21 protein-coding genes are annotated in these 24,560 nt (G+C 64.6%); 1 reads left to right on the top strand and 20 read right to left on the bottom strand.

Features of this window, described 5'->3' with window-relative positions:
• Nucleotides 1-26: 26 nt before the first annotated feature.
• The 7 genes from FHW96_RS01660 to FHW96_RS01630 form a co-directional block, all read right to left on the bottom strand.
• Nucleotides 27-725 (bottom strand): cupin domain-containing protein, encoded by a 699-nt coding sequence (locus tag FHW96_RS01660; RefSeq protein ID WP_172338812.1) that lies wholly within the window; start codon nt 723-725, stop codon nt 27-29.
• Entirely contained in the window at nt 725-1,894 is a 1,170-nt protein-coding gene (locus FHW96_RS01655) for an amidohydrolase (protein WP_172338811.1), read from the bottom strand. The genes FHW96_RS01660 and FHW96_RS01655 overlap by 1 nt, the downstream gene beginning before the upstream one ends.
• A 12-nt stretch (nt 1,895-1,906) precedes the next feature.
• Nucleotides 1,907-2,401 (bottom strand): Lrp/AsnC family transcriptional regulator, encoded by a 495-nt coding sequence (locus tag FHW96_RS01650; RefSeq protein ID WP_216650729.1) that lies wholly within the window; start codon nt 2,399-2,401, stop codon nt 1,907-1,909.
• A 14-nt stretch (nt 2,402-2,415) separates the two neighbouring features.
• A complete protein-coding gene (locus FHW96_RS01645; protein ID WP_172338810.1) occupies nt 2,416-3,804 on the bottom strand; it encodes an aminotransferase class III-fold pyridoxal phosphate-dependent enzyme in 1,389 nt (462 codons plus the stop codon).
• A gap of 74 nt (nt 3,805-3,878) precedes the next feature.
• Nucleotides 3,879-4,946, bottom strand: a complete 1,068-nt coding sequence (locus FHW96_RS01640) for a tartrate dehydrogenase (RefSeq protein ID WP_172338809.1) — start codon at nt 4,944-4,946, stop codon at nt 3,879-3,881.
• Nucleotides 4,947-4,951: 5 nt separating this feature from the next.
• Nucleotides 4,952-6,412, bottom strand: coding sequence for an NAD-dependent succinate-semialdehyde dehydrogenase (locus FHW96_RS01635; protein WP_172338808.1), 1,461 nt, complete (start codon nt 6,410-6,412; stop codon nt 4,952-4,954).
• A 3-nt stretch (nt 6,413-6,415) separates the two neighbouring features.
• Nucleotides 6,416-7,270: a GNAT family N-acetyltransferase gene (locus FHW96_RS01630; RefSeq protein WP_172338807.1), complete on the bottom strand. Its 855-nt coding sequence runs from the start codon at nt 7,268-7,270 to the stop codon at nt 6,416-6,418.
• Nucleotides 7,271-7,507: 237 nt separating this feature from the next.
• On the opposite strand from FHW96_RS01630, the gene FHW96_RS01625 reads away from it, so the two are divergent.
• Nucleotides 7,508-8,977 carry an aldehyde dehydrogenase gene (locus FHW96_RS01625; protein ID WP_172338806.1) on the top strand — a complete coding sequence of 490 codons (1,470 nt, stop codon included), beginning with the start codon at nt 7,508-7,510 and terminating at the stop codon, nt 8,975-8,977.
• A 39-nt stretch (nt 8,978-9,016) separates the two neighbouring features.
• On the opposite strand, the gene FHW96_RS01620 is transcribed toward FHW96_RS01625, so the two are convergent.
• The 13 genes from FHW96_RS01620 to FHW96_RS01560 all read right to left on the bottom strand — a co-directional run bounded on the left by FHW96_RS01620 (nt 9,017) and on the right by FHW96_RS01560 (nt 24,529).
• Nucleotides 9,017-10,153: an FAD-binding oxidoreductase gene (locus tag FHW96_RS01620; protein ID WP_172338805.1), complete on the bottom strand. Its 1,137-nt coding sequence runs from the start codon at nt 10,151-10,153 to the stop codon at nt 9,017-9,019.
• Complete coding sequence (locus FHW96_RS01615; RefSeq protein WP_172338804.1) at nt 10,150-11,520, bottom strand: NAD(P)/FAD-dependent oxidoreductase; 1,371 nt, start codon at nt 11,518-11,520, stop codon at nt 10,150-10,152. Before FHW96_RS01615 ends, FHW96_RS01620 begins: the two co-directional genes overlap by 4 nt.
• Nucleotides 11,502-11,840, bottom strand: a complete 339-nt coding sequence (locus FHW96_RS01610) for a (2Fe-2S)-binding protein (protein ID WP_172338803.1) — start codon at nt 11,838-11,840, stop codon at nt 11,502-11,504. The genes FHW96_RS01615 and FHW96_RS01610 overlap by 19 nt, the downstream gene beginning before the upstream one ends.
• Nucleotides 11,837-13,609, bottom strand: coding sequence for an ABC transporter ATP-binding protein (locus FHW96_RS01605; protein WP_172338802.1), 1,773 nt, complete (start codon nt 13,607-13,609; stop codon nt 11,837-11,839). Before FHW96_RS01605 ends, FHW96_RS01610 begins: the two co-directional genes overlap by 4 nt.
• The gene (locus tag FHW96_RS01600; RefSeq protein ID WP_172338801.1) at nt 13,606-14,427 is read right to left on the bottom strand and encodes an ABC transporter permease; all 822 of its coding nucleotides are present in this window, start codon (nt 14,425-14,427) and stop codon (nt 13,606-13,608) included. Before FHW96_RS01600 ends, FHW96_RS01605 begins: the two co-directional genes overlap by 4 nt.
• Nucleotides 14,424-15,398, bottom strand: a complete 975-nt coding sequence (locus FHW96_RS01595) for an ABC transporter permease (protein WP_172338800.1) — start codon at nt 15,396-15,398, stop codon at nt 14,424-14,426. The genes FHW96_RS01600 and FHW96_RS01595 overlap by 4 nt, the downstream gene beginning before the upstream one ends.
• Nucleotides 15,395-16,915 carry an ABC transporter substrate-binding protein gene (locus FHW96_RS01590; protein WP_253950675.1) on the bottom strand — a complete coding sequence of 507 codons (1,521 nt, stop codon included), beginning with the start codon at nt 16,913-16,915 and terminating at the stop codon, nt 15,395-15,397. The genes FHW96_RS01595 and FHW96_RS01590 overlap by 4 nt, the downstream gene beginning before the upstream one ends.
• On the bottom strand, nt 16,912-18,138 hold the full coding sequence (locus FHW96_RS01585; protein WP_253950674.1) for an FAD-binding oxidoreductase: 1,227 nt from the start codon (nt 18,136-18,138) through the stop codon (nt 16,912-16,914). The genes FHW96_RS01590 and FHW96_RS01585 overlap by 4 nt, the downstream gene beginning before the upstream one ends.
• Before the next feature lie 59 nt (nt 18,139-18,197).
• Nucleotides 18,198-18,866, bottom strand: coding sequence for a haloacid dehalogenase type II (locus FHW96_RS01580; RefSeq protein ID WP_172338798.1), 669 nt, complete (start codon nt 18,864-18,866; stop codon nt 18,198-18,200).
• A 147-nt stretch (nt 18,867-19,013) separates the two neighbouring features.
• On the bottom strand, nt 19,014-19,940 hold the full coding sequence (locus tag FHW96_RS01575) for a glyoxylate/hydroxypyruvate reductase A (RefSeq protein ID WP_172338797.1): 927 nt from the start codon (nt 19,938-19,940) through the stop codon (nt 19,014-19,016).
• Entirely contained in the window at nt 19,937-20,914 is a 978-nt protein-coding gene (locus FHW96_RS01570) for a PepSY domain-containing protein (protein WP_172338796.1), read from the bottom strand. Before FHW96_RS01570 ends, FHW96_RS01575 begins: the two co-directional genes overlap by 4 nt.
• Before the next feature lie 90 nt (nt 20,915-21,004).
• The gene (locus FHW96_RS01565) at nt 21,005-23,137 is read right to left on the bottom strand and encodes a TonB-dependent siderophore receptor (protein ID WP_172338795.1); all 2,133 of its coding nucleotides are present in this window, start codon (nt 23,135-23,137) and stop codon (nt 21,005-21,007) included.
• Nucleotides 23,138-23,368: 231 nt separating this feature from the next.
• Nucleotides 23,369-24,529: a DUF1624 domain-containing protein gene (locus tag FHW96_RS01560; RefSeq protein ID WP_253950673.1), complete on the bottom strand. Its 1,161-nt coding sequence runs from the start codon at nt 24,527-24,529 to the stop codon at nt 23,369-23,371.
• Nucleotides 24,530-24,560: the final 31 nt, after the last annotated feature.

Genomic DNA, 24,560 nt, shown 5'->3' with positions numbered 1-24,560 from the left:
AACCCCGCCCGGAACCTGCGCTTGCCTTACTTGGGGCGATAGATCGCAAAGATCTTGGTCACGTCCTCGCGGCTTTCCCAACTGCACTGGGCATTCTGTTCGACAAGGAACAGGTCGCCCTTGCGGAATGTGCCCTCGCGGCCTTCCTCGTCGATGAAGGTGACGCTGCCGTCCAGCAGATACATCAGTTCGAAATGGCGATAGGGCATCGCGCGACGGTGATAGGGGCTGGAATCCCAGACACCCACCATGAATTCGCCATCGGCGGACAGGAACTGCGTGTGATTATGGCATTGCGGCGTGGGGCCGATCAGCAATTCTGCCAGAGGCGCGCCCGAGGGGACGCGCTGCGTGGTCGGGTCGATGGCGGTGACGCCCGCCGCTTCGCCAGCCCCGCCGGTATAGCGCATGGTGACAATGCGGGCCTTGTCCGCGCTCCAGTCAAAGCCTTGCGGGCCGGAGAGGACGAGGCTGCCCCCCTTGGCCAAGGTGTGGGTCTGGCCGCCCGAGGTGATCTGCGCTTCGCCTTCGGCCACGATCAGCATCGTGTCGCCGGTTTGCGTCTGCGCGCTGCCGCTGCCGGAAAGGGCGCAGGCCAGCAATTCAACCGGCCCGCCGCGCAGGGGCAGCAGCGCCGCATCTGCGCCAAACGGTTCCGCGCCCGGCTGGGCGCTCTGGGCAAAGGCGGCAATGTCAATGAAGGAGGGGCAAGTGGTCATGGTCATCACTCCTGCGGGGCCAGCCAGTGGCGGGCCAGCGCGAGATGGAGACGCAGGCCGGTTTCCAGCACCGCGTCGTTGAAATCATAATGCGGATTGTGCAGCGGGGGCGGGTTTTCTCCGACACCTTGCCCTAGCCAGATATAGGCGCCGGGGCGGGCCTGCAGCATGAAGGAAAAGTCCTCCGATGTGGCCGCCGGCTCCGGCGCGCGTTGTGCCGTGCCGACTGTTGCCGCGACGATCAGGGCATCTTCGGCGGCATCGGCGTCATTGATCGTGGCGGGGTAATAGCGGTCATAGTCCAGCTGGGCGCTGACCTCGAAACCGGCCTCGATCCCGGCGATGATCTGGCGCATCCGCTGCTCGATCCGGTCCTGAACCACGGGATCGAATGTGCGCACGGTGCCGGCTACCATCGCCTCTCCGGGGATGACGTTGTGCGCGTGGCCGCCGTGGATCTGCGTGACGGACAGGACTGCATTGGCGCTGGCGGGGGTATTGCGCGCAATGATCGTGTTCAATTGCTGCACCAGCGATGCTGCGGCCAGCAACGTGTCATTCGTGTCATGCGGAACCGCAGCATGGCCGCCGCGCCCGCGCAGAGTGATGTGAAACTTGTCCGCCGCGCCCATGATCGCGCCCGCGCGGGTGGCGATCGTCCCGGCGGGCAGAGCGGGCCAGTTATGCAGCGCATAGACCCGGTCGCAGGGAAAGCGCTCAAACAGACCGTCCTCGATCATCGCGCGCGCGCCGCCCTGGCCTTCCTCGGCAGGCTGGAAGATGAAATGGACCGTGCCGTCGATCCCCGAAGGATCAGCCGCCAAAGAAGCTGCCAGCGCTTGGGCCGCGCCCAGCAGCATCGCCATATGCCCATCATGGCCGCAGCCGTGAAAGCATCCCTCGTGGCGGCTTGCATAGGGCAGGCCGGTTTTTTCATCGATGGGCAACGCGTCCATATCGGCGCGCAGGCCTATTTTGCGCGGGCCATTACCGGCGCGCAAAACGCCCACGACCCCGGTGCCGCCTATGCCCTCATGCACCTCCAGCCCCGCCGCGCGCAGAGCATCGGCAATCACCCGCGCGGTGCGATGTTCGGCAAAGCCCAGTTCCGGGTGAGCATGGATATCATGGCGCAGCGCCACCAATGGCGCCAAGAGCGCAGCTATGTCTGTCATGGGTCGGAGGCCTTAAAGCGAGTTGCCGAACAGGCTCTGGATCGGGAAATGATGTTTGATGAAGGGCGATTTGATCACGACATAGGAGAAGTACTTCTCGATCCCGTAATCGCTTTCCAGCATCCCCTCGATGATCGACTGATAATGCGACACGCCGCGCGTCACGAATTTGAGCAGATAGTCATAGCCGCCCGACACCAGATGACACTCGACGATCTCGTCCAGTTTGACGATCCGGCTTTCAAATCGCGAGAAATCGCCGCGCCGGTGTTCGGACAGCGTGACCTCGGTGAAAACCGTCAGAAATTCGCCCAGCTTGCCGAGGTTCAAATGCGCCCCATAGCCGGTGATATAGCCTGCCTGTTCCAGCCGTTTCACCCGCGTCAGGCAAGGGCTGGGCGACAGGCCCACCGCATCGGCCAGTTCGACATTGGTGACGCGTCCGGCCTGTTGCAGCTTGGCAAGGATCTTGAGATCGATGCGGTCGAGTTTGGGGCCGGGCATCATGGGGCGTTTTCCTCTTATTGGCCGATTGCGGCGCGAATATCGGCCTGATCAAGCAATTGGTCGAGGCACAATTGCACGCGGTCGAAGATGATGTCCATTTCGTCGGGCGTACAGGTCAGCGCCGGGGCGAAACCGATGACCGCATTGGCAAAACAGCGCGCGATCACGCCATTGTCCCACGTCATCTGCGAGAGGCGGTCGCCAATGGCCAGATCGGCGGCGAAAGGCGCCTTGGTGTCCTTGTTGGCCACCAGCTCAATTGCGCCCAGCAACCCGCGATAGCGCACATCGCCCACCAGCGGGTGGCTGCGGATTGCCTCCATACGCGCGGCAAAGCGTTCGCCCACCATCACGCCATTGGCCAGCACGCCGCCCTCGCGATAGAGGCGCAGCACCTCCAGCCCCACCGCCGCCGAAACCGGATGGCCCGAATAGGTGCCGCCATGGCCCACCGGCAGCGGGCTGGCGTCGGCAATCGCCTGATAGATATGATCGGCCATGAACAGCGCGCCCATCGGGGCATAGCCTGCGGTCAGGCCCTTGGCGGTGGTCATGAAATCGGGGGTCACGCCCTCGGCCTCGCAGGCGAACAAAGGCCCGGTGCGGCCAAAACCGGTGATGACCTCGTCCACCAGCAGCAGGATGCCCAGCCGGTCGCAAGCCTCGCGGATGGCCTTGAGCCAGCCCACCGGCGGCACGATCACCCCGCCGCTGCCCTGAATGGGTTCGCAGCAGAAGGCGGCAACCTTGTCCGCGCCGATTTCCGCCACCTTGGCCTCCAGCGCCGAAATGGTGCCGGCGATCACGGCGGCATCGTCATGGCCCTGCGGGTGGCGATAGGGATAGGGCGAGGCGATATGATGCTGCCACTTATAGGGCAGATCGAAACCGCGATGGAAATTGGCCAGCGCCGTCAGGCCCGCCCCGGTGGCCGAGGAGCCGTGATAGCCCCATTCCAGCGCGATGAACTCTTTCTTGTCCGGTTTGCCGATGGCGTTGAAATAGTGGACGATATAGCGCACCGCGCTGTCCACCGATTCCGAGCCGCCTTGCGTGAAATAGACGTGATTGAGGCCCTCGGGCGTCAGTGCGGTCAATTCTGCCGCCAACCGGATGGCCGGTTCGCTGGCAAAGTGGAAATAGCCGGTGGCATAGGGCAGGCGGCGCATCTGATCGGCCGCGGCTTCGACCACGCTTTCCTGACCATAGCCGACATTGACGCACCACAGGCCGGCAAAGGCGTCGATCACCCGCTTGCCCTCTATATCGGTCAGCCACATGCCGTCCCCGCTGGCCAAAACGCGCGCGCCATGCGCCTCGTGGCCACGGAAAGAAGCCACCGGGTGGATCAGGTGATCGCGGTCAAGGTCGATCAGCGAGCGGTTGGTCAGGGTTTCGGTCATGAGGCAAACCTATGCTAGCGGTTCAGGCGTGTTTCGCCAAACAGGGGCAGGGGCGCGGCATTTTATGCCGTGGTTCAGCCGATGGCTTCGGAAATCGCCTTGCCGCATTCCACGGTGTTGGCGCTGCCCTTGAGGTCGCCGGTGCGGCCCGTGGGGGTGGAAAGCACATCCTCGATGGCGCGCATGATCCCGGCGGCGGCTTCCGCCTCGCCCAGATGTTCGAGCATCATCGCGGCCGACCAGATCTGGCCCACCGGATTGGCGATGCCCTTGCCCGCAATATCCGGGGCCGAACCATGCACAGGCTCGAACAGGCTGGGATGCTCGCCGGTGGGGTTGATGTTGCCCGATGGCGCGATGCCGATCGTGCCGGTGCAGGCCGGGCCAAGGTCGGACAGGATGTCGCCGAACAGGTTGGAGGCCACCACCACGTCGAAACGCTGGGGGTTCATCACGAATTGCGCGGTCAGGATGTCGATGTGATATTTGTCATGGGTCACATCGGGGAACTCTTCGCCAATCGCCTCGACGCGCTTGTCCCAGAACGGCATGGTGATGGCGATGCCATTGGATTTCGTCGCGCTGGTCAGGTGCTTGCGCTCGCGCTTTTGCGCCAGATCGAAGGCGAAGCGCAGCACGCGGTCCACGCCCTGGCGCGTCATCACGGTTTCCTGAATGACGATTTCGCGGTCGGTGCCGGGGAACATATGGCCGCCGACGCTGGAATATTCGCCCTCGGTGTTTTCGCGCACGACCCAGAAGTCGATATCGCCCGGCTCACGTCCGGCCAGCGGGCAGGGCACGCCCGGCATCAGGCGCACGGGGCGCAGGTTGACATACTGGTCATATTCGCGGCGGAATTGCAGCAGCGATTGCCACAGCGAAATGTGATCGGGCACCGTTGCGGGCCAGCCCACCGCGCCAAAGAAGATCGCATCGGGGCGCCCGATCTGATCCTTCCAATCCTCGGGCATCATGCGGCCATGCTGGGCATAGTAATCGCAATCGGCAAATTGGTGGACTTGCAGGTCGAGCCCAAAGCCATAGCGGCTCGACGCCTGTTCCAGCGCGCGCAGGCCCTCGGGCATGACTTCCTTGCCGATGCCGTCACCGGCCAGAACGGCGATTTTGTAATTGCGCATGGATGTCACGCCCCCAATTCCAGCCCGCCAATGTGGAAGGCCTTGGTTTCCAGATATTCTTCGATGCCCTGATGCCCGCCTTCGCGGCCAAGGCCCGATTGCTTGACCCCGCCAAAGGGCGCCATTTCCATCGCGATCCCGCCGGTATTGAGCGCGATCATCCCGGCCTCCAACGCCTCGGCCACGCGGAACGAGCGCGAGAGGTCGCGGGTGTAGAAATAGGCGGCAAGGCCGAAAGGTGTGTCATTGGCCATCTCGATCGCCTGACGCTCGCTGGTAAAGCGGAACAGCGGGGCGAGGGGACCGAAGGTTTCCTCCGACGCCAGACGCATCTCGGGGTTGGCATCGCCAATGATGACCGGGCGGACAAAGCGGTCATCGCTGCGGCCCTTGCCCTGCCCAAGAATCTTGCCGCCCTTGCCCAGAGCGTCCTCCAGATGGGCGGAGACTTTCTCGACGGCGGCGGCGTTGATGAGCGGGCCAACGGTGGAATCCGCCTCCATCCCCGGCGCGGCGTTCAATCCGGCAACGGCTGCGGAGAGCTTTTCTGCAAAGGCATCATAGATTTCATCGGCCACCAGCATCCGGTTCGCACACACGCAGGTCTGGCCCGCATTGCGGAACTTGCTGGCCATCGCCGCCTTCACCGCCAGATCGAGATCGGCATCTGCAAACACGATCAGCGGCGCATTGCCGCCCAGTTCCATGCTGGTCCGCTTGATCGTCTTGGCGCATTGTTCGAGCAGCAGCGCGCCCACGCGGGTCGATCCGGTAAAGGACAGTTTGCGCACCAGCGGGCTGCCGGTGATAGCCGCGCCAATCGCGGTGGGCAGGCCCGTCACGATATTGATGACGCCCTCAGGAAAACCTGCCCGCAGCGCCAGTTCGCCCAGCGCCAGCGCGGTGAAAGGCGTCATTTCCGAAGGCTTGATCACCACCGGACAACCGGCCGCCAGCGCGGGCGCGCATTTGCGGGTAATCATCGCGGCGGGGAAATTCCACGGCGTGATGGCGGCCGAAACACCCACCGGCTCGGTCAGCACGATGATGCGCCGGTCGCGTTCGGGCGAAACGACATTGCGCGCGCCGGTGCGGCGGCCTTCCTCGGCAAACCATTTGATAAAGCTGGCGGCATAGCGGATCTCGCCTTGCGCTTCGGCCAGCGGCTTGCCCTGTTCGGCGGTCATGATGAGGGCCAGATCATCCAGATTGGCCAGCACGAGCGCATGCCATGCCTCCAGCAGGGCGCAGCGTTCGCCCGCCGTGCGCGCGCGCCATGCCGGCCATGCCGCATTGGCCGCGGCAATGGCGTCCTGCGTGTCGTCGCCCGTGCAATCGGGCACCGCGCCAAGCACCGCACCATCGGCCGGATCCTTCACCGCCAGCGCATCGCGTGAGGAGGCGTCAAGCCATTGTCCGCCAATCAGCGCGGCCTGCTTCAAAAGGGTGGAATCGGAAAGTTGCATGGTTTACCCCAGTGCTTGGGTGGTGAGAGCGAAGAGCGTGGCATCGCCCGAAGTTTCCGGCACCGGCCCGCGCGCCATCATGCGTACCGTATCGACGCGCGGTAGGCCAAGCCCTTCAAGCCATGGCGAAAGTCCGCTCTCTTCAGTAACGTCGAGGCGGGTGAAATTGCCCGCATTCTGGGCCAGCCAGTGCAGGATCAGCGCCTTGGCGCCATCGGTGTCGGGCGCCACCACGGGGGCGACCGACCATCCCCGGCCAAATCGGCGCAGCAGGGCAAAGCCCACCGGAATATCGTCATGGGTCAGCACCACCGCGCTGTCCAGCGCGGTCAGCGCGCGCATCATCGCATGGCGATCGCTGCCGGTGGCTTTGCTGTACAATTCGCCCGGCGTCTGTTCGGATGAGCCGAGCGGGCGGATGCGCTCGCCGCTGCGCAGCGCTGCCAGCGGGGCCAGCGGGATCGTGCCCTGATGCTGGTACAGGGTGCCGATGTCGACAAAGCCCAGCTTTTCATACAGCGGCGCGCCCTCGACAGTGGCCTGAAGCAGCACGGTCCGGTCGCCCAGATGGTCGAGCATAGCCTGCATCAACTGGCGGCCATAGCCTTTGCCCTGATGCGCATCATCGACGATCACCATGCCCAGCGTGGCGACGCGCTCGCCATAGGGAAAGCCGATGATGGTGCCGATCACCTCTCCATCGACCTGCGCCACGATGCCGTCGCCCAATGCCAGGAACAGCGCCCAGTCCTCTTCGCGGTGCGGCCAGAACAGCGCGCGCGACATTTCCACCGCACGCTCGATGTCCTCATGCCGCATCGCTCGAAAACTCACGCCGCTGGTCACCAGCTCGCCCATCGCCGCACTCCTTCTCTTTGCCCCACCAACCGGATTGGTGTGTCGGCGCATCCACAGGGGATGGGATGCGCCAGTCCTGATAATGGGTTAGCGCCGCGCGAATGGAATAGGCTGCTGCCTTATGCATAAGATCAGAAGATTATGGCGTTGAGCGCCCCGCTTTGCCCAGTCGATTCTGCCGCAGGGCAATAATCTTGCCCCCAGAACCCCCGAAGAACCACTGCGGAGCCATGCCCCATGACAATTGCATTCAACCCCGATTCCATCCGGCCCGATCTGGCGGCCAATTTCATCGGTGGGCGCAAAATTCTGGGTGCTGGCGCGGTGTTCGATGTGCTGCGGCCTTCCGATGGCGGGCTGCTCTCGCCCCTGCACGCGGCCAGCATGGACCAGATGAGTCAAGCGGCAGAAGGTGCCGCCGCCGCGCAGAAAAGCAGCGGATGGGGCCGGATGGACCCGCGCGCCCGCGCCCGCATCCTGCGCCGCTGGGCCGATGCGATTGATGCCGACCGCGCGGTGCTGGCCCCGCTGGAGGCGGTCGGCTCGACGCGGACGCTGGCCGAGATTTTGGCATGGGATCTACCCTATACTGCCGAATGCATCCGCTTTTTCGCCGAATTTGCTGATAAGCATGGCGGTGAGGTGGGCGCAACCGCCGATGACCGTTTTGGTTTCACCGCCAATGAGCCTTATGGCGTGGTCGGCGCGATTGCGCCGTGGAACCTGCCGCTGGTGATGGCGGCGTGGAAATTGGGCCCGGCGCTGGCGGCGGGCAATGCGGTGGTGCTCAAGCCTTCCGAACTCACGCCCTTCTCGGTCGTGCGTCTGGCCGAACTGGCGGTGGCGGCAGGCGTGCCGGCCGGCATCTTCAATGTGGTTCAGGGCATGGGCCACGATATTGGCGACGGCCTTGTGCGCGCCGAGCAGGTTGGCAAGGTCAGCTTTACCGGATCGACCGCCACGGGCCGTGCGATCATGAGCGCCTGCGCCGCCACCGGACCCAAGCCCTGTACGCTCGAGCTGGGCGGCAAGAGCCCGCAAATCATCTTTGCCGATGCCGATATGGACAAGGCCTGCGCGATTGTGGCCCGCGCGATTACGCTCAATGCCGGGCAGGTCTGCGTGGCCGGTTCGCGCCTGCTGGTTGAGGCCAGCGTGGCCGATGAGGTGACCGACCGCATCGCCGCCCTGTTCCGCGCGCATCAATTGGGCGAGACATGGGCCGATGGCACGACGATGGGGCCGATCGTTTCGGAAAAGCAATTGTCGGGCATCGACGCCATCGTCCAAACCGCCCGCGCCGAGGGCGGCGAAGCGATCACCGGCGGCGCGCGGGTCGAACGGGCGGGGACTTTCTACGAACCCACGCTGATCGCGGGCCTTTCCGCCGACGCCACCGCGGTGCAGAGTGAGATCTTCGGCCCGGTGCTGACGGTGCAGAGCTTTGCCGATGACGAGGAAGCCTATGCGCTGGCCAATGGCACGCGCTATGGTCTGGCGGCGGGGGTTCATACGCAGAACCTGAGCCGCGCGATCCGCGCCACGCGGGCGCTTGAGGCGGGCACGGTCTGGGTCAACCGCTATGGTCGCTCGGATGATTTCATCCTGCCCACCGGCGGCTTCAAGCAATCGGGGCTGGGCAAGGATCTGGGGCGCGAGGCCTATCTGGCAAGCTGCAAGAGCAAGACGGTTCTGATCGGGCTGTAACGAAAAGGGGGCAAAGGTTCGATACCTTTGCCCCCTTGCTTATTTGGTAAACCGCGTCACCGCATAATGTTCCAGCGGAATGTCGGTCGCGCCGGTGGCGATCAATTCGGCCATGGTTTCGCCCACGCCCGGCCCGATCTGAAACCCGCTGCCCGAAAAGCCGAAAGCGTGGAACAGGCCTGAAACCTTGGCGCTCGGCCCCATGATCGGCAGGGCGTCATCGGTATAGCCCTCGATGCCGCTCCACACGCGGATCACCTGCAAATTGGCAAGTGCGGGGGCCAGACGGCGCAGATGCTCAAACTGCGTCATCGTGTTTTGCGGCAGGACATAGGAGCGGTAATCATCCGGGTAGGACGCCGCCCGCGTCGATCCGCCCAGCACGATATTGCCGCGCGCCACCTGCCGGAAATAGACGGTTTCCACCTCCTCCGGCGTCATCACGCCCACGGCGGGCGCAATGGCATAGGGCACCGGCTCGGTCACGCTCATCGTCGGCGCGCGGGGGGTGAGGGGGATCTCCTCGCCAAACCAGCCGGCGATCTTGCCCGCCCATGCGCCCGCCGTGATCAGCAGGATCGGCGCGGCAAACTGGCGACCATCTTCGGCAGTCAGGCGGAAATCCTCACCGACCTTTTCGGCATGGACGATCTTGGTGTCTTCGACGATCGAGGCCCCTAGCCGCGCCGCCGCCCGCGCAAAGGCGGGCGCAGCAAGGCGCGGGTTGGCATGACCATCGGTGGCCGAATAAGACCCGGCCAGCACATCCGGCCCCAGCCATGGGAATTTCTCCCGCAGGGCATTGGCGGACAGCAATTCGAGGTCCAGCCCTTCCTCGCGGGCAAGGGCGGCATATTCCTCCATCTTGCCGATGTTTTCCGGGCGCTCGCGAAAGCAAACGCGGATATGGCCGGATTGCAGATATTCCACATCCGAACCCAGCAGTTGCGGGGAATCGCGCCAGATGCGGATTGCGCGATTGGCTAGGGGAAGCTGAAAGATCGGGCGGCCTTGACGGCGGACATTGCCGAAATTGGTGCCGCTGGCCTGCCGCCCCACCTTGTCGGTTTCCAGCACGGTGACCGACATGCCGCGCTGGCGAAGGAAAAATGCCGCGCTGCATCCCATCAACCCGCCGCCGATGATGGCGACATCGCTCTGGTGGATCTGGGTCATAGGTCGTTCCGCTTCAGGGCTACGGGGATGGGTTTGACGGGAGCCTGTCCGCGCAGGCGGCCGGTTTTCTCCAACGACACGCTGCGCGCCGCCGCGATGATTTCGGCGCTGGCATGGCCGCAATAGCGCCCCTGACACCGACCCATGCCGACCCGGCTAAAGGCCTTGGCGCGGTTGGCTTCCTGCGCATGGGCGGTGTTCACGCTGGCGCGCAGCGTGGCGGCGGTGACGGCCTCACATCGGCAGACGATGGCCTCATCGGGGATGGCGGCCACCAGTTCATGGGGCCATGGGAAGGCCTGCGCCAACCCCTTGGCGAACTTTGCGTAATTGGCCTTTTCGGCCAGCAGCCAGCGGCGGCGATCGGCATCCATCGTCAGGCCCAGATCGGCCAGCGCCGCCATCGCGGCCAGTTCGCCCGTCACCTCGGCGCTGCGCGCGCCCAGCACGCGGGCGCCATCGCCGCCCAGATAGAGCGCGTTGCCCGCCCGCCCATCGGCGTCGGTCTGGGGCAACCATTGGCGCGTAGCCTCGTCAAAGGCGAAAGTCGCGCGGGCAAGGTCGGCAATCTGCGCCTCGGGCTTCACATGCCAGCCCATCGCCACGGCATCGCCAGCGAAATGCTTGACCGCGCCCTTGTGGCGGACGGTCACGCCCGAGACGCCGGTCTGCGGATCGCCCTCGATCTCGATGGGCGTCACCCCGGTCAGCACCGGCACGCCCGCGCGCTTCAGATCGCGCAGCAGTTTCACTCCCTGCCACAACAGACCGGGCATGGCGGCGAGTTTCGGCGCGGCCTTCACCCTCAGCCAGAAAGGCGAGGTGTCCAGCACGGCGGCGACTTCGGCCCCCGCCTTCACATATTGCGCGGCAGCCAGATAGAGCAGCGGGCCGGAGCCGAGGAAGATCACCCGATGCCCGATGGCGCAGCCCTGAGCCTTAAGCGCAATCTGCGCCCCGCCCAGCGAATAGCACCCCGCCGCCTGCCAGCCCTTGATCGGGGCCACGCGGTCGCTGGCCCCGCTGCACACGATCAGCGCGTCATAGGGAAGCGGCTGCGTCTCGCCTTCATGCGCGGCCCAGACATGGCCCTCGGCCACATTCCACACCAGCGTTTCGGGGCGATAGTCGATATGGGGAAGGAGGGCGGCGAAATCCTCATGGATCGCGCGGGCACGCGCCGCCTCGGTGCCGTAAAGCGCGTCATGGTCGCGTTTGAAGTTTTCGGGCGGGCGGCGATAGATCTGGCCCCCGGCGCGGGCGGCCTCGTCGATGACGATGGGGCGCAAGCCGGCGCGCACCACCGCCTGCGCCGCGCGCACCCCGGCAGGGCCTGCGCCGACGATGATTACGCGATGTTCGCCCATGTGGCCTCCGGCTGCCGGGTGGAAATAGTCATGCCGTTTTGCACCGGCGTCGAACAGGCACGCAGCCGCGCGCCCGACGCGGTCCAGACCCAGCAGTCCTGACAAGCGCCCATCAGGCAGAAGCCCGCGCGGCGGCCATCACTGGGTTCCGGGGCGGCCGGTTCGCTCCCGGCAAATTCGCTGGTGCGCAAGGCATCGCCATGGGTCAGCATCGCCACCATCAGCGTATCGCCCAAAAGCGCGGTCACACCTACGCCATCAATGGTCAGGCTGACCGGTGGCCGGTCGGTTTCGACGAGGCGGCGGAAACGGGCGGTCATGCAGGTTCCTTGATGCTGGGAGAATGGTGGCACAGCCAGCGCATGCCATCGCCTTCGCGCAAGGGCGCGGGCACGGCGTCGCACAGGCCGGGGACGGCATCGGCACAGCGCGGCTGAAACGGGCAAAGGCCTTCGACGCGGAAACCGCGCAGGATCGGCGGGCGCGTGGTGTCCAGCCATGCGCGGTCCATCGTAGGCAGACTGGATTGGAGCAGGCTGGTATAAGGATGGTGGCGCGGGCCGTTGAACGCCGCGCGCGTGGCCAGTTCGACCGGCGTGCCGCCATAAAGCACCAGCACCTTTTCGCACACGGCCGAGACGGCATGAATGTCATGGCTGATAAACACCGTGGCCAGACCCAGATCGCGGCGCAGATCCTCGATCAGCGAGAGGATCGCCGCGCCAACGACCGTATCGAGCGCGGATGTCACTTCATCGCAGAGCAACACCTTAGGCTCGGCGGCCAGCGCGCGGGCGAGGTTGACGCGCTGCTTCTGGCCGCCCGACAGTTTCGTCACCGGCCGGTCGATCACTTCGGCGGGCAGGCGCGTCAGATCCAGCAATTCGGCCACCCGCCGATCCGCCGCCGCGCCCGTCAGCCCATGGTAATGCTGCAAGGGGCGGGCAAGGATACGGCGCACGCTATGCGCCGGATTGAGCGCGGTATCGGCGTTCTGAAAAACCAGTTGCACGGTGCGGAACTGGTCGAGGCTGCGGTCTTCCAGCCGTGGCGGCAGGGCGCTGCCGTTGAGCAAGACCTCGCCCTGCGCGGCGGGCAGCAGTCCGGCTATCACGCGGGCCAGCGTCGATTTGCCCGAACCGCTCTCGCCAATGATGCCCAGCGCGCCGCCCGGCGGCAGATCAAATGCCACATCGCGCAGCACCGGGATTTGCGGCATCCCATCAACCACGCGCCCATAGCCCGCCGTCAGCGCGCGCACCGATAGCACCGGCGCGCCATCGTCACCCACGGGTGCTGCAGGCACCGGGCGCGGGGCGTTGACCAGCACCTGCGTATAGGCATCGCGCGGCGCGGTCAGGATCTGCTCGGCGGGGCCTTCCTCGACCAGCCGCCCTTTCAAAAGCACGGCGATCCGGTCGGCCATCTGAGCCACCACGGCAAGGTCATGGCTGACATAGATCGCGGTGGCGCCCCGGCCATGGTTGCACTGAGCCAGCGCCGCCTTGAAGCATTTGAGCACCTCGACCTGCGTGGTCACGTCGAGCGCGGTGGTCGGTTCGTCAAGGATCACCAGTTCGGGATCGGTGATGAGCGCCATCGCCGCCATCAGGCGCTGCAACTGCCCGCCCGAGACTTGATGAGGATAGCGATCCCCGATGGTTTCGGGCGTGGGCAGGGCCAGCGCGCGGAACAGGTCCACCGCCTTGGCCTCGGCCTCCTCGCGCGTCATGATGCGGTGGATGATGGCCGGTTCGATCACCTGCGCCATGATCCGGCGCGAAGGGTTGAAGGCCGCCGCCGCGCTCTGGGCGATATAGGCGATGTGGCGGCCCCGGATCGCGGAGAGCGCTTCCTCGCTCTTGCCCTCGATCACCATGCCGCCCACGCGGATTTCGCCTGCGGCGATCCGCCCGCCATGGCGGCACCATCCCATCAGGGCCAGCGCGGTGGTGCTTTTGCCCGAACCGGACTCGCCGATCAGCGCCAGCACCTCGCCCCGCTGAACCGCAAAGGAAATGTCCGAAACAATCGGCACATCGCCCACGGCCACGGTCAGGCCGGAAACCTCGATATGGGGCGCGCTCATCGTTTGTCCTCGGGCTTGAGGGCGTCAATCAGAAGGTTGGTCCCCACCGTCAGCACCGCAATCGCCAGCGCGGGGGCAAGAATGGCGGGCGCGCCCTCGGTGAGGCCCGAGATATTCTCGCGCACCAGCGAGCCGAGGTCGGCATAGGGCGGCTGTACCCCAAGGCCAAGGAACGACAGGCCCGAGAGCAACAGCACCACGAACACAAACCGCAGCCCCAGATCGGCCAGCAGCGGGTGGACCATATTGGGCAGCACCTCATGGAGGGCGATGGCGAATTTGCGCTCGCCCCGCGCCCGCGCCGCCGCCACGAAATCCAGCGCGGCAAGGTTCATCGCCAGCGCGCGCGCAATGCGGAAATTGCCCGGCACATAGGTGAGAGCGCAAATCAGCAGCAGGAGCGGCAAGGACGAGCCGCAGGCCGCCACCAGCACCAGCGCGAGGATTTTGGACGGGATCGAGATCAGCGTATCCATCAGGCGCGAGATCACCTCGTCCACTGCCCCGCCCGACAAAGTGGCCCAGAGCGCGAGGCTGGTGCCGCAGCAGGCCGCCAGCAGCGCTGCGCCCAGGCCCAGAAACACCGTATAGCGCGCGCCATAGAGCAGGCGCGAGAACACATCGCGGCCCAGATAGTCGCTGCCCAGCCATAAGCGAGAGGACAGGCCGGAAAACACGTCCTGATCGACGAAGGCGCCCACCGGATGCGGCGCGACCCAAGGTCCGGCCACGGCCAGCACCAGCCAGAAGCCGACGAATCCTGCCGCAATGCGCGTGGCCAAAGGCGCCTTGGCCAAAAGGGAGATCGAGCGTTTCATTGCGCACGCAACCTTGGGTTGGCCAGCAGCGCGACCATATCGGCCACCAGCATCAAGAGGAGATAGGCCGAGCAGAAGATCATGGCGCAGGCCTGCAGCAAGGGCATGTCGCGGCTGGTCACGGCATTGACCATCAGGCTGGCCAGACCGGGGAAGTTGAAGATGGTTTCGACAATGATCGCCCCGCCCATCAGATAGGAAAGCGAGAGCGCCATCGCATTGACAATCGGCCCCAGACAATTGGGCAGCACATGGCCCAGCACCACCCGCGAGAGCGATGCGCCCTTCAAACGCGCCATTTCGACATAGGGCCGGTCAAGCTGGTCCGCGATGGCGGCGCGCGTCATGCGCGCCATTTGCGCCACCACCACCACCGTCAGCGACAGGATCGGCAGCGCGCAGGAGCGCAGCGTATCGCTCCACGAAGCCTCCGCAGACACCATCGCGATCGAGGGTAGCCACATGAGCTTGACCGAAAAGATCAGGACGCCCACCGTCGCCACCAGAAATTCGGGCAGGGCCACCATGGACAAGGACGCCAGATTGATCGCCCGGTCGATCCATGTGCCGCGCCGGATCGCCGCCGTGATGCCCATCGCCAAGGCAAGAGGCACCGCCAGCACCGCCGTCATACCCGCCAGCATCAGCGTGTTGGGCAGGCGTTCGGCAATGATCGCGCCCACCGGCATCCCGGCCACCAGCGATTGGCCCGCATCGCCCTGAACCATGCCCGAAAGCCAATGCGCGTAACGCACCGGGGCAGGCTGATCCAGCCCCATCTCGTGGCGCAGCGCGGCCACCTGCTCGGGCGTGGCCGACTGGCCAAGGGCCTCCTGCGCCGCGTCGCCGGGCAATAGGCCCGCAATGCCGAAAATCACCATCGAGACCAGCAGCAGCGTGAGCAGGGCCGATCCCACCCGCCGGGTCAGCAGTGGCCACAGGCTGGCCTTTCCGGTTGAGGCCCCGCTCATGCCGCCCACCATACGTGTTCGGCAAATTGATAGCCCATCAATCCCCCCATCGGCAGCGGGTTCAGCCCCTGCAAACGCCGGTCATGGCCGTCGATCAGGCTGATGAAGACCGGGATGATCGATCCGCATCGGTCATGGACGATCTGTTGCATCTCGCCATACATGGCCTTGCGGTTTGCCTCGTTGGTCTCGCCCCGCGCGGCCAGCAGAAGTTGGTCGAAGCGCGGGTTTTTCCATCCCGTCTCGTTCCATGCAGCGTCGGATTTGTAGAAGAGTGAGAAGATCAGATCGGCGGTCGGGCGCGGATTGGTGCTGCCAAAGGAAAGCGGATGGCGCATCCAGTGTGTGGACCAGTATCCGTCCGAGGGAACCCGCGTGATCGCCAGATCGAGGCCGACGCGCGCGCCATATTCCTGAAGCACCGAGGCCATATCGACCGAGCCTTCGACCGCCGGGCCGCAAAAGATCGGCAGGCGCACATTCTGCAACCCACCGCGCTGCACATGCCATTTCGCGCGGTCCAGATCGAGCGCGGTCTGGGGAATGGCGGGGTTGTAATAGGGGTGGAACGGCGGGATCGGCTGATCATTGCCGATGGTGGCATAGCCGCGAAACAGCGCGCGTTTGACCAGCGGGCGGTCGATCAGATGTTTGAGCGCGGCGATGAAATCGGGGTTGCCGCTGGGCAGGCGATCCATCCGGGTGATCAGATTGGAATAAAGCGCGGATGGCGCGGTGGCGATGGCATGGGTGGGCGATGCTTCGACGCGCCGGGTGGAATGCGGCGCCACCGCATTGACCAGTTGCACATCGCCCGCCAGCAGCGCGTTGACCCGGCTGACCTCATCGGGAATGGCGATCAGTTCGATACGGTCGAGATAGGGCTTGCCCGGCACCCAATAGTCGGGATTGCGGACCACCACGGTGCGGATGCCCGGTTTGAAATCGGCAAGGCGGAACGGGCCCGTGCCATTGCCGTCGGGCCGGTCAACCCCATGGCGCACGATCAGGAAATGCGACTGCGCCAGCATGGCCGGCAAATCGGCATTGGGGCCCGAAAGGCGGATGACCACGCCATAGCGGCCATCGGCACGCACATCGACGAATTGCCCGGCGATGCTGGCCATCTTGCTGCCCAGCTTGGGGTCTTTATGGCGCAGCAGCGAAAAAACGACATCGGCGCTGGTCAGTTCGCCGCCATGATGGAAATGCACGCCCCGGCGCAGCGCGACATGCCATGTGATGCGGTCGGCGCTTTCGAGCCGTTCGGCGAGTGAAAGATGCGCGAGCAGGTCGTGCCCGATCCGCGTCAGGCCCGAATAGAGCATGTAATGACGCACATAATCGGTCGAAAGCGCGCCCTTGGCCGGATCGAGGGTGTCGGCGGTGGAGACCGATTGCGTGGCCACGCGGATCGAACCGCCGCGTTTGGGCAGGGCGGCGCCCATCGCGGGCATGCCGATCAGACCCGCGCTTAATCCGCCCAGCATCATGGCACGGCGTGAAAAGTCCATCATTGGAAATAATCCAGCACGCGATAATAGGCGCCCACAAAGGGCAGGAACCATGGCTTGCCCAGATGGCCGGGAATGGCGGGCCAGTTGAGATCGGCAAAGGGATTGGCATCGGCATCGCCGCCCATCACCTTGGCCATCTGTCCGCCCATATGGGTGGCCATCTGCACCCCATGGCCCGAATAGCCCATGGCGTAATAGAGGCCCTCATGCTGCCCGGCGCGGGGCAGGCGGTCCTGCGTCAGGTCGATCGCGCCGCCCCAGCGATGGTCAATGCCCACGCCCGCCAGATCGGGAAACAGGCCCAGCATGGCCCTTTCCAGAATATCCGCGCCCTTCAGATCCGAGGCCGGATTGGACAGGGCAAAGCGCGCCCTTCCGCCAAACACCAGCCGGTTGTCGGCGGTCAGGCGGAAGTAATTGCCGATGATCCGGCTGGTGACGTAATTGCGGCGGCCCGGAAACAGGTGATCGACCAACGCGGCGTCGATGGGCGCGGTGGCGATGGCAAAGCTGCCCACGGTGACGATGCGGCGGCGGAACCAGCCGAAGGGCGCCTGCGGGCTGGCCCCGCCGGTGGCGACCAGCACCTGCGATGCCGAAAGTGCGCCGCGCGGGGTTTCCACACGATAGGCCGCGCCCTCGCGGTTGATGCCGGTGACGGCGGCCTGTTCCCAGATATGCGCGCCCGCACGGGCGGCGGCATGGGCAAGGCCCACCCCGAACCGGCCCACATGCAATTGCGCGCTGGTATGCTGGATCAGTGCGCCGTAAAATCCATCGGCGCGAATTTCCTGCGCCAGGCCATCGGCATCCACCAGCGAGACATTGGGGTCCACCTCGGAGGAGAGCAGCTTGTAAGCCGCCTCGATCTTGGTGAAATGTTCCGGTTTGGCGGCCAGTTTGGCGCGGCCCGCGCGGCGGAAGTCGCAGTCGATGCCTTCCTCGCGGGCGAGGCGTTCGACCGTGTCCACCGCGTCACAATGGGCCAGATACCAACGCCGCGCCTTGTCCACGCCATGGGCCGAGGCCAGCGCGCCGAAATCATGCGCAGTGCCCGAATTGCATTGCCCGCCATTGCGCCCCGATGCCGCCCCGATCACCGCGCCCGCTTCCAGCAGGGCAACGCGCGCGCCGCCTTTGGCCAGAGCCAGCGCCGCCGACAGGCCGGTAAACCCGCCGCCGATGATGGCCACGTCATATTGGCCTTCGACAGGCCCGGTCATGCCGGAGGCAAAACCGGGGGCTGTCGCTTGCCAGAGGGAAGGGGCGGCGCGCATCAGGATCAGAGGCCCACCAGCGCGGGCAGGCAGCCGATGTGCGGAATTTCGACATCGCGATAGTTCGCGTTCGAAGGCTCATGCCCACGACCCACGAAAACGCGCGTGCCAAAGCCAAGGTCGGTCGCGGTGTTCTGGTCATAGCGGAAGCTGGAGGAGACATGCATGCCCACCTCAGGCCCCCAGCCGAGCTGGTCGAACATATATTCAAAGGCCTGCATGCGCGGCTTGTAGGCCTGTGCGCTCTCGGCGGTATAGACGGCGTAGAAAGGCGCGCCCAGCTTGGCCACATTGTCGTGGATCTGGCTGTTCATCGCGTTGGAGAGGATCACCAGCGGGATCTTGGTGCCGATTTTGCTCAGGCCGCCAGGCACGTCCGGATGCGGGCCCCAGGTGGGCACGGCGTTATAGATGGCCTCGCCATAGGCTTCATCATAGGCAACGCCCCATTTCTTGGCGGTGCGCGACAGGGCATTGCCAATGATCTCACGATAGGGCTTCCACGCGCCCAGCACTTCATCAAGGCGATAGGCCGAGAAGTCGCGGTTGAAAGCGGGCATGTTTTCCGCGCCGATCACGCCTTCGTAAAAATCGCGCGCCATGTCGCTCATGTGAAACTTGATCAGCGTACCATAGCAGTCGAAGCTGATGAACTTGGGAGTGAAAATGGTCATGGGTCCATCCTGAAAAAGGTGCGCGATCGGCACCGAACACCCTCATAATAGGCCACCGCCGCGCCGGAAGAAGAAGCCGATTGGCATCGGCCCAAGGGGGCGCATACGGTTTTTTAAGCGGGCCTTTCGGCACACTATGCTGCGCTCTTAATAACCCCTGCTGCGGTCGATGTCGCCCGCCACGCTCCGGCCCGCCATCACGCCTTTGAGCGCGTCGATCAGGGCGTAGACCGCTGTGTCGATGCGGGTGACGCCCGCGATATGTGGGGTGAGGAAAACCGCGGGATGGCTGCGTAAAGCGTGGGTTTCGGGCAGGGGTTCTGGGGTCGAGACATCGAGGAAGGCAGCACTTATGGCTCCTTCATCAAGCGCAGACAGCAGATCCTCCTGCACCAGATGCCCGCCGCGCGCGACATTGATGAGCGCGGCGCCGCGCGGCATTTTGGCAAAGGTTTCGCGGCACAGAATGCCGCGCGTTTCCGGCGTCAGCGGCAGCAGACAGACGAGGATGTCGAGCCCGCCCAGAAAGGCGTCCATGCCCTCTTCGCCTGCGAATGTCTCCACGCCTTCGATTTCGCGTCCGCTGCGGCTCCAGCCCGAGAGACGAAAGCCGATGGGGGCCAGCATGCGGAGCGCGGCCTGTCCCAGCTCTCCCAATCCCATGATCCCCACACGGCGTTCGCGCGCCATCTTGACCGGCATATAGGGAAACGTCCCCGCGCGTTGCCCCGCCACCAGCGCGGGCAGATCGCGGTGCAGCGCCAGCACCGCCATGGTGACATATTCGGCCATGGTGGTGGTGATGCCCGGTTCGATCATGCGGATGACGCGGACATGGGGCGGCAGGATCGAGAGGTCGAGCTGATCCACCCCCGCGCCGATGGAAAACAGCACCTCCAGATTGGGCAGGGCGCTGATGACCTCTTCGGACAGCGTCCATGCGATCAGATAGCGCACGTCCTGCGCATCGCCAATCTCGGGCCAGCAGCGGAAAGGAACCTGCGGCAGATCTCGGGCGAAGATTTCGGCCCATGCCGCGCCGCGCTTGGGGTCGCCGCAATGTACGATTGTCATTTGCTTTTTCCTTTGCGGGCGCGGTTCCATGCGATCACGCCGCTGATGGTGAGAAAGAGGAGCGCGCTGCCGACCAGCGCGATGAGAATTTGCCCGAAAATGCCCAGCGCATCGCCCGTATGCAAGGGCAGCAGCCGCATCCACAGGGCGGGCGCATCGGCGGCGCGGGTGATGCGCGGGCGACCATCGGGGCCGAGCACCACCGTATCGAGATCCCAGTGATTGCGGCTATGGGCGGCAAAATGGAATGTCGCATGGCCCGAGGGCGCAAGGCGAATATCGCGCAGGGACTGACCCGGCAGGGCGGCGCGGGCATAGGCGGCGTCCAGCATGGGAGCGGGATCGGCGCGCGCGGGCGCGGCGGCGGGCGGCGCGATCAGCGGCCAGACCAGCAGCAGCCCCGTTATCGCCATCATCCCCAGCAGCGCCGAGGCAATCACCCCGGTCGAGCGATGCCACAGGCGTAGTTTCAACCGCTTGGGCGCGCGGGCGGGGATGGACAGGCCCTGACGCAGGCGGGTCTTGCCGGGCCACCAGAAGATGATCCCGCTGATGCCCAGCGCCAGCAGGGCGGTGGCTTCGAGCGCGACCAGAGTTGAACCAAACGCCCCGGAAAACAGGCTGTTGTGCCATTCCTGCGCCACGCGCCACGGGTCGTGCCAAAGCGTGCCGCTGTCCAGCACATGCGCAGTGGCCGGGTCGATGGTCACAAAGATGCGCCGGCCCTGCGCATTGCTCATCCGCGCCACCACCGGGGCATCGGGCGGATAGTCGAGGCGGAAGGCACGAAAGCCGGGCGCGGCCCGCATCGCGCTTTCCACCAGCGCCGAGGGGGGCAGGGCGGGTCCCGGCGCGATGGTCATGCGGGGCGAGGGGAGCAGCAGGAACAGCCCCGTCAGCGCTTGCAACAGGAACAGGGGGGCAAAGGCAAGCGCGATGCGCCGATGCCAGATCAGCAGGCTTTTGCGGTTCATTCCGGCCTTCATGCCTTCTTTTGGAAGCGGGGGGCACAAAAAAGCCACCGCCTGCATGGGAGTGCAGGCGGTGGCCGGTCAGGGTGGAGTTTAGAACGCGTAGCTGATGCGCCCCGTGATCGTGCGCGGCGCGCCCGGCGCCACCCACAGCGTCGAATAGGACGAGGCGTACCACGTCACATCGAACAGGTTGGTGACATCAACGCCCAAACGGATCCGCTTGGTCGGCTCATAGGTCATCAGCGCGCGGGTCAGCGTATAGGCGGGCAGGATGAAGCTGGTCGCCGTTTCGCCCAGACGCGAGGAGACGTAATTGACGCCCGCGCCCACCGTCACCTTGCCCTTTTCGCCAAGGTCAAAGCCCTTGGTCACCAACAGGTTGGCCGTGTGGGCCGGAATGTTGATGAGCTTGGACCCCGGCGTGATGGCAAGGCCGAAGTTGAAGTCCTTCGACGTGCTGGTCCAATGCGCGTCGGTATAGGCATAGGTGCCGTGAACCTCGATCTGGCCCGGCAGGTGGGCGTCCACGCCGGCCTCGACGCCGGTGCTGCGAGCGCTGCCGCCCGCGATGGAAAAGCCCTGATGCGCGGGATCGGGATCTTGGGTCAGCACATTGGCCTTGGTCATGGTGAATACGGCCAGCGAGGCCGAGATCACCTTGCTGGTATAGCGCGCGCCCACTTCATAGGACTTGCTGGTTTCCGGGGCAAAGGGCTGGCCGGAAAAGTCCTGACCGCTGTTGGGGCGGAAACCGTTGCCCCATGCGGCATACAGCCCCATGCGCGGCGTCATGTCATAAAGCAGGCCGACGGTCGGGCTGAAGCGTTCCTTGACCGTGTTGACGGTGGGGTTGTAATTGCCCACGCGGGCGCCGATCAACTGGTTGAAATGGTCAAAGCGGCCGCCGAAGCGGATCTTGACCTTTTCGCCGATGTCCATCTGGTCCTGAAAATAGATGCCCCAGCTCTTCTGCTTTTCCAGAGAGTTGAGCACGATTGCCGTGGGTGTCGGCATCTGGCCATAGACCGGCGCAAAGACGTTGATGGCATTGCTGGCCGCGGTCACCGGGTTGCCCGGCGTATAGGCGACGGGGCGATAGCGGGTCTGCCAGGTGTTGATGTCGAATTCATCCATATCCGCGCCCAGCATGACATGGTGCAGGATCGGCCCGGTGGTGATCCGGCCCGAAATTTCGGCGCGGCCGGTGATGTTGCGGGTGCGGAAATCGCGAAAGCGGCGCTGGCGGGCCAGCATCGTGCCGGTGCTGAAGAAGGGCTGGCGGCCGGTGGCCAGTTCGGCATCTTCCGAGAAACCGATCATGCTGGTTTCGCGCAGGCCAAAGCCAAGGATCGCCACCCAGTCGCCGCCCAGCTTTTGCTGCAGTTGGGCCTGATGGCCAAAGACCTTCACGCGGGTCGGACCGTCGCCGGGCTCGCCAAGGAAGGTGTTGCGCGAGACTGCGCCCAATTGCCCGTTGATGGCCACAATGCCGCGATCAAACGGCGTTGCCAGCCCGACATATTCCATTTCATAGGACAGCGAGGTCTTGTCGGTCGGCTGCCACAGGATCGAAGGATTGATGACTTCCTTGTTCGATTTTACCGTGTTGCGGAACGAATGGGCATCCTCGATCGCACCATTGACACGAATGGCCAGCTTGTCGGAAATGCCAAGGTTGAGATCGCCTTCGCCGCGATAGGTGTCGAAGGAACCGGCCTGCGCGCCGATCTTGCCGAAGGTTTTGCCGATCTTGGCCTTTTTCGTGATGATGTTGATCGTGCCGCCCGGCTCGCCCCGGCCAAAGACCGCGCCATTGGGGCCTTTGAGCACTTCGATGGTTTCCACGTTGGACGCATCGCGCGCACCGCCATAGCCGCGCCCGCCGTTAAACCCGTTGACCAGCACGCCCGAAGGGAAATTCTCGTCGCCCGCAAAGCCGCGGATGGCGAAACTGTCCCACAGGCCGCCGAAATTGTTCTGGCGGACAACGCCGCTGGCGATGTCGGTGATGGCCTCCATCTTGGTCATGTTGACCACGTCCATCATCTTGGCGTCGATCAACTGGATCGTTTGCGGCAATTCCTTGACCGGAACATCGCCGCGATAGGCTTGACGCTGGCCGGTGACGACAATCGAGCTGGGATCGTCGGCGGCAAAAACGGGTGTCGAGAGCAGCGCGGCTGTTGCCAGCAGCACGGGTTTGATAGCGGATCGGTCGATCATTCTGAAATCCCCCTGATGAATGCTTGTTCTCAACCTGCTTGGGTGTCGGACCGATCCTGCCGCATATTTTTTACGTCCATTTCGCGGCGGCCGGTCTCTTTTGTGACAATTGTGAGGCTATGCCCTTTATAAGGAATCTTTAGTCGAAGCGGGCCGACTTGACGGACGATCATGTCGAAAAGAAGGGGGGCGCGGCACGATTGCTGCGCAGCCCCCCCTTGGCCCGCCGGGTCACAGATATTTGAGCCAGGCCAGATCGCGGCGGCGCTGTTTCAGCCCGGCAAACCAGCGCGTGGGCAGGTAGAGCACCGGCAGCAGGATCGCCACCCAGATCCACACCGTCGAGAGGTGATCGACGCCGAAGAACTGCCCTTTGACCGGACCATAAAGCGCCATGGCGACATTATAGATGAGTTTGAGCGTATAGAGATGCAGCACGTAATAGAAGAGCGGCGCACCCCCAAGGCAGGCCAGCATCGGCATCGCGCGATGATCGCCCAGCCGTTCAAACCACGCCAGGAGCAGGCATCCCGCGCCAAGAGTAGGCATCAGGAACAGCAGGCTGGGCGGATATTTGGTCAGCGCAAGGAAGCTCATCACGGTGCGCAGCGGGGTCTGCGCCACGAACCACGGCTTGTCGCCATAGACATTGGCAAAGCGCAGCAGGGCAAAGCCCAGCACAAGTCCAAGCCCCAGCAGCGCCAGACGCCGGATGCGCGGCGCAGGATCACTCCCGCGCGCAAACCACGGCCCCATACCATAGCCAAGCGCGATTACCCCGATCCACGGCAGAATGGGATAGGTGATCTTGACCGTCATCCAGTCGGCGGCATGGATCGCTGCGCGCTGGTGCAGCAAGGCCCAAGGCACATACCATGCGTCGCCCTCGGCCAGCCGGATCGGGTCGAGCAGATTGTGCAGCGTGACTATCCCCAGACCCAGCGCCACCAGCACCGCGCGCGGCAGATGGAGCAGCGCCGCCAGCGCCAGCATCGACCCACCGATCGCCCACATCACCTGAAACCAGACGGTGGGCGGGGGGAAATGGTTCGCCTGCGTGGGCCATGCATAGCATACGACCGAGAGTTCGAGCGCGATCAGGAACAGGCCGCGCTTGATGAGGAAGGTGCTGACCTCGCCCTTGCTGTGCGATTGGCCATAGAGCCATGCCGAAAGCCCGGTCAGCGCGACAAAGGTGGGCGCGCAGAAGGTGGATAGCAGGCGCGTAAAGAACAGGCCCGGATCGACGGTGTTGGCGTCGACCGGATCACTGACCTGCAAATGCAGGAAAAAGGTTTCGCGCACATGATCGACCAGCATGAAGGCCATCACCAGCCCGCGCAGGGCGTCGATGGCGATCAGGCGCGTGGATGAGGAAGGTTTCTGTGTCATGTTATATCCTCTTATCGAGGTCATTCTTCCG

The sequence above is a fragment of the Novosphingobium sp. SG751A genome (genome assembly GCF_013149295.1).
Classification (GTDB): Bacteria; Pseudomonadota; Alphaproteobacteria; order Sphingomonadales; family Sphingomonadaceae; genus Novosphingobium.
This window is presented reverse-complemented; position numbering and strand designations above follow the sequence as displayed.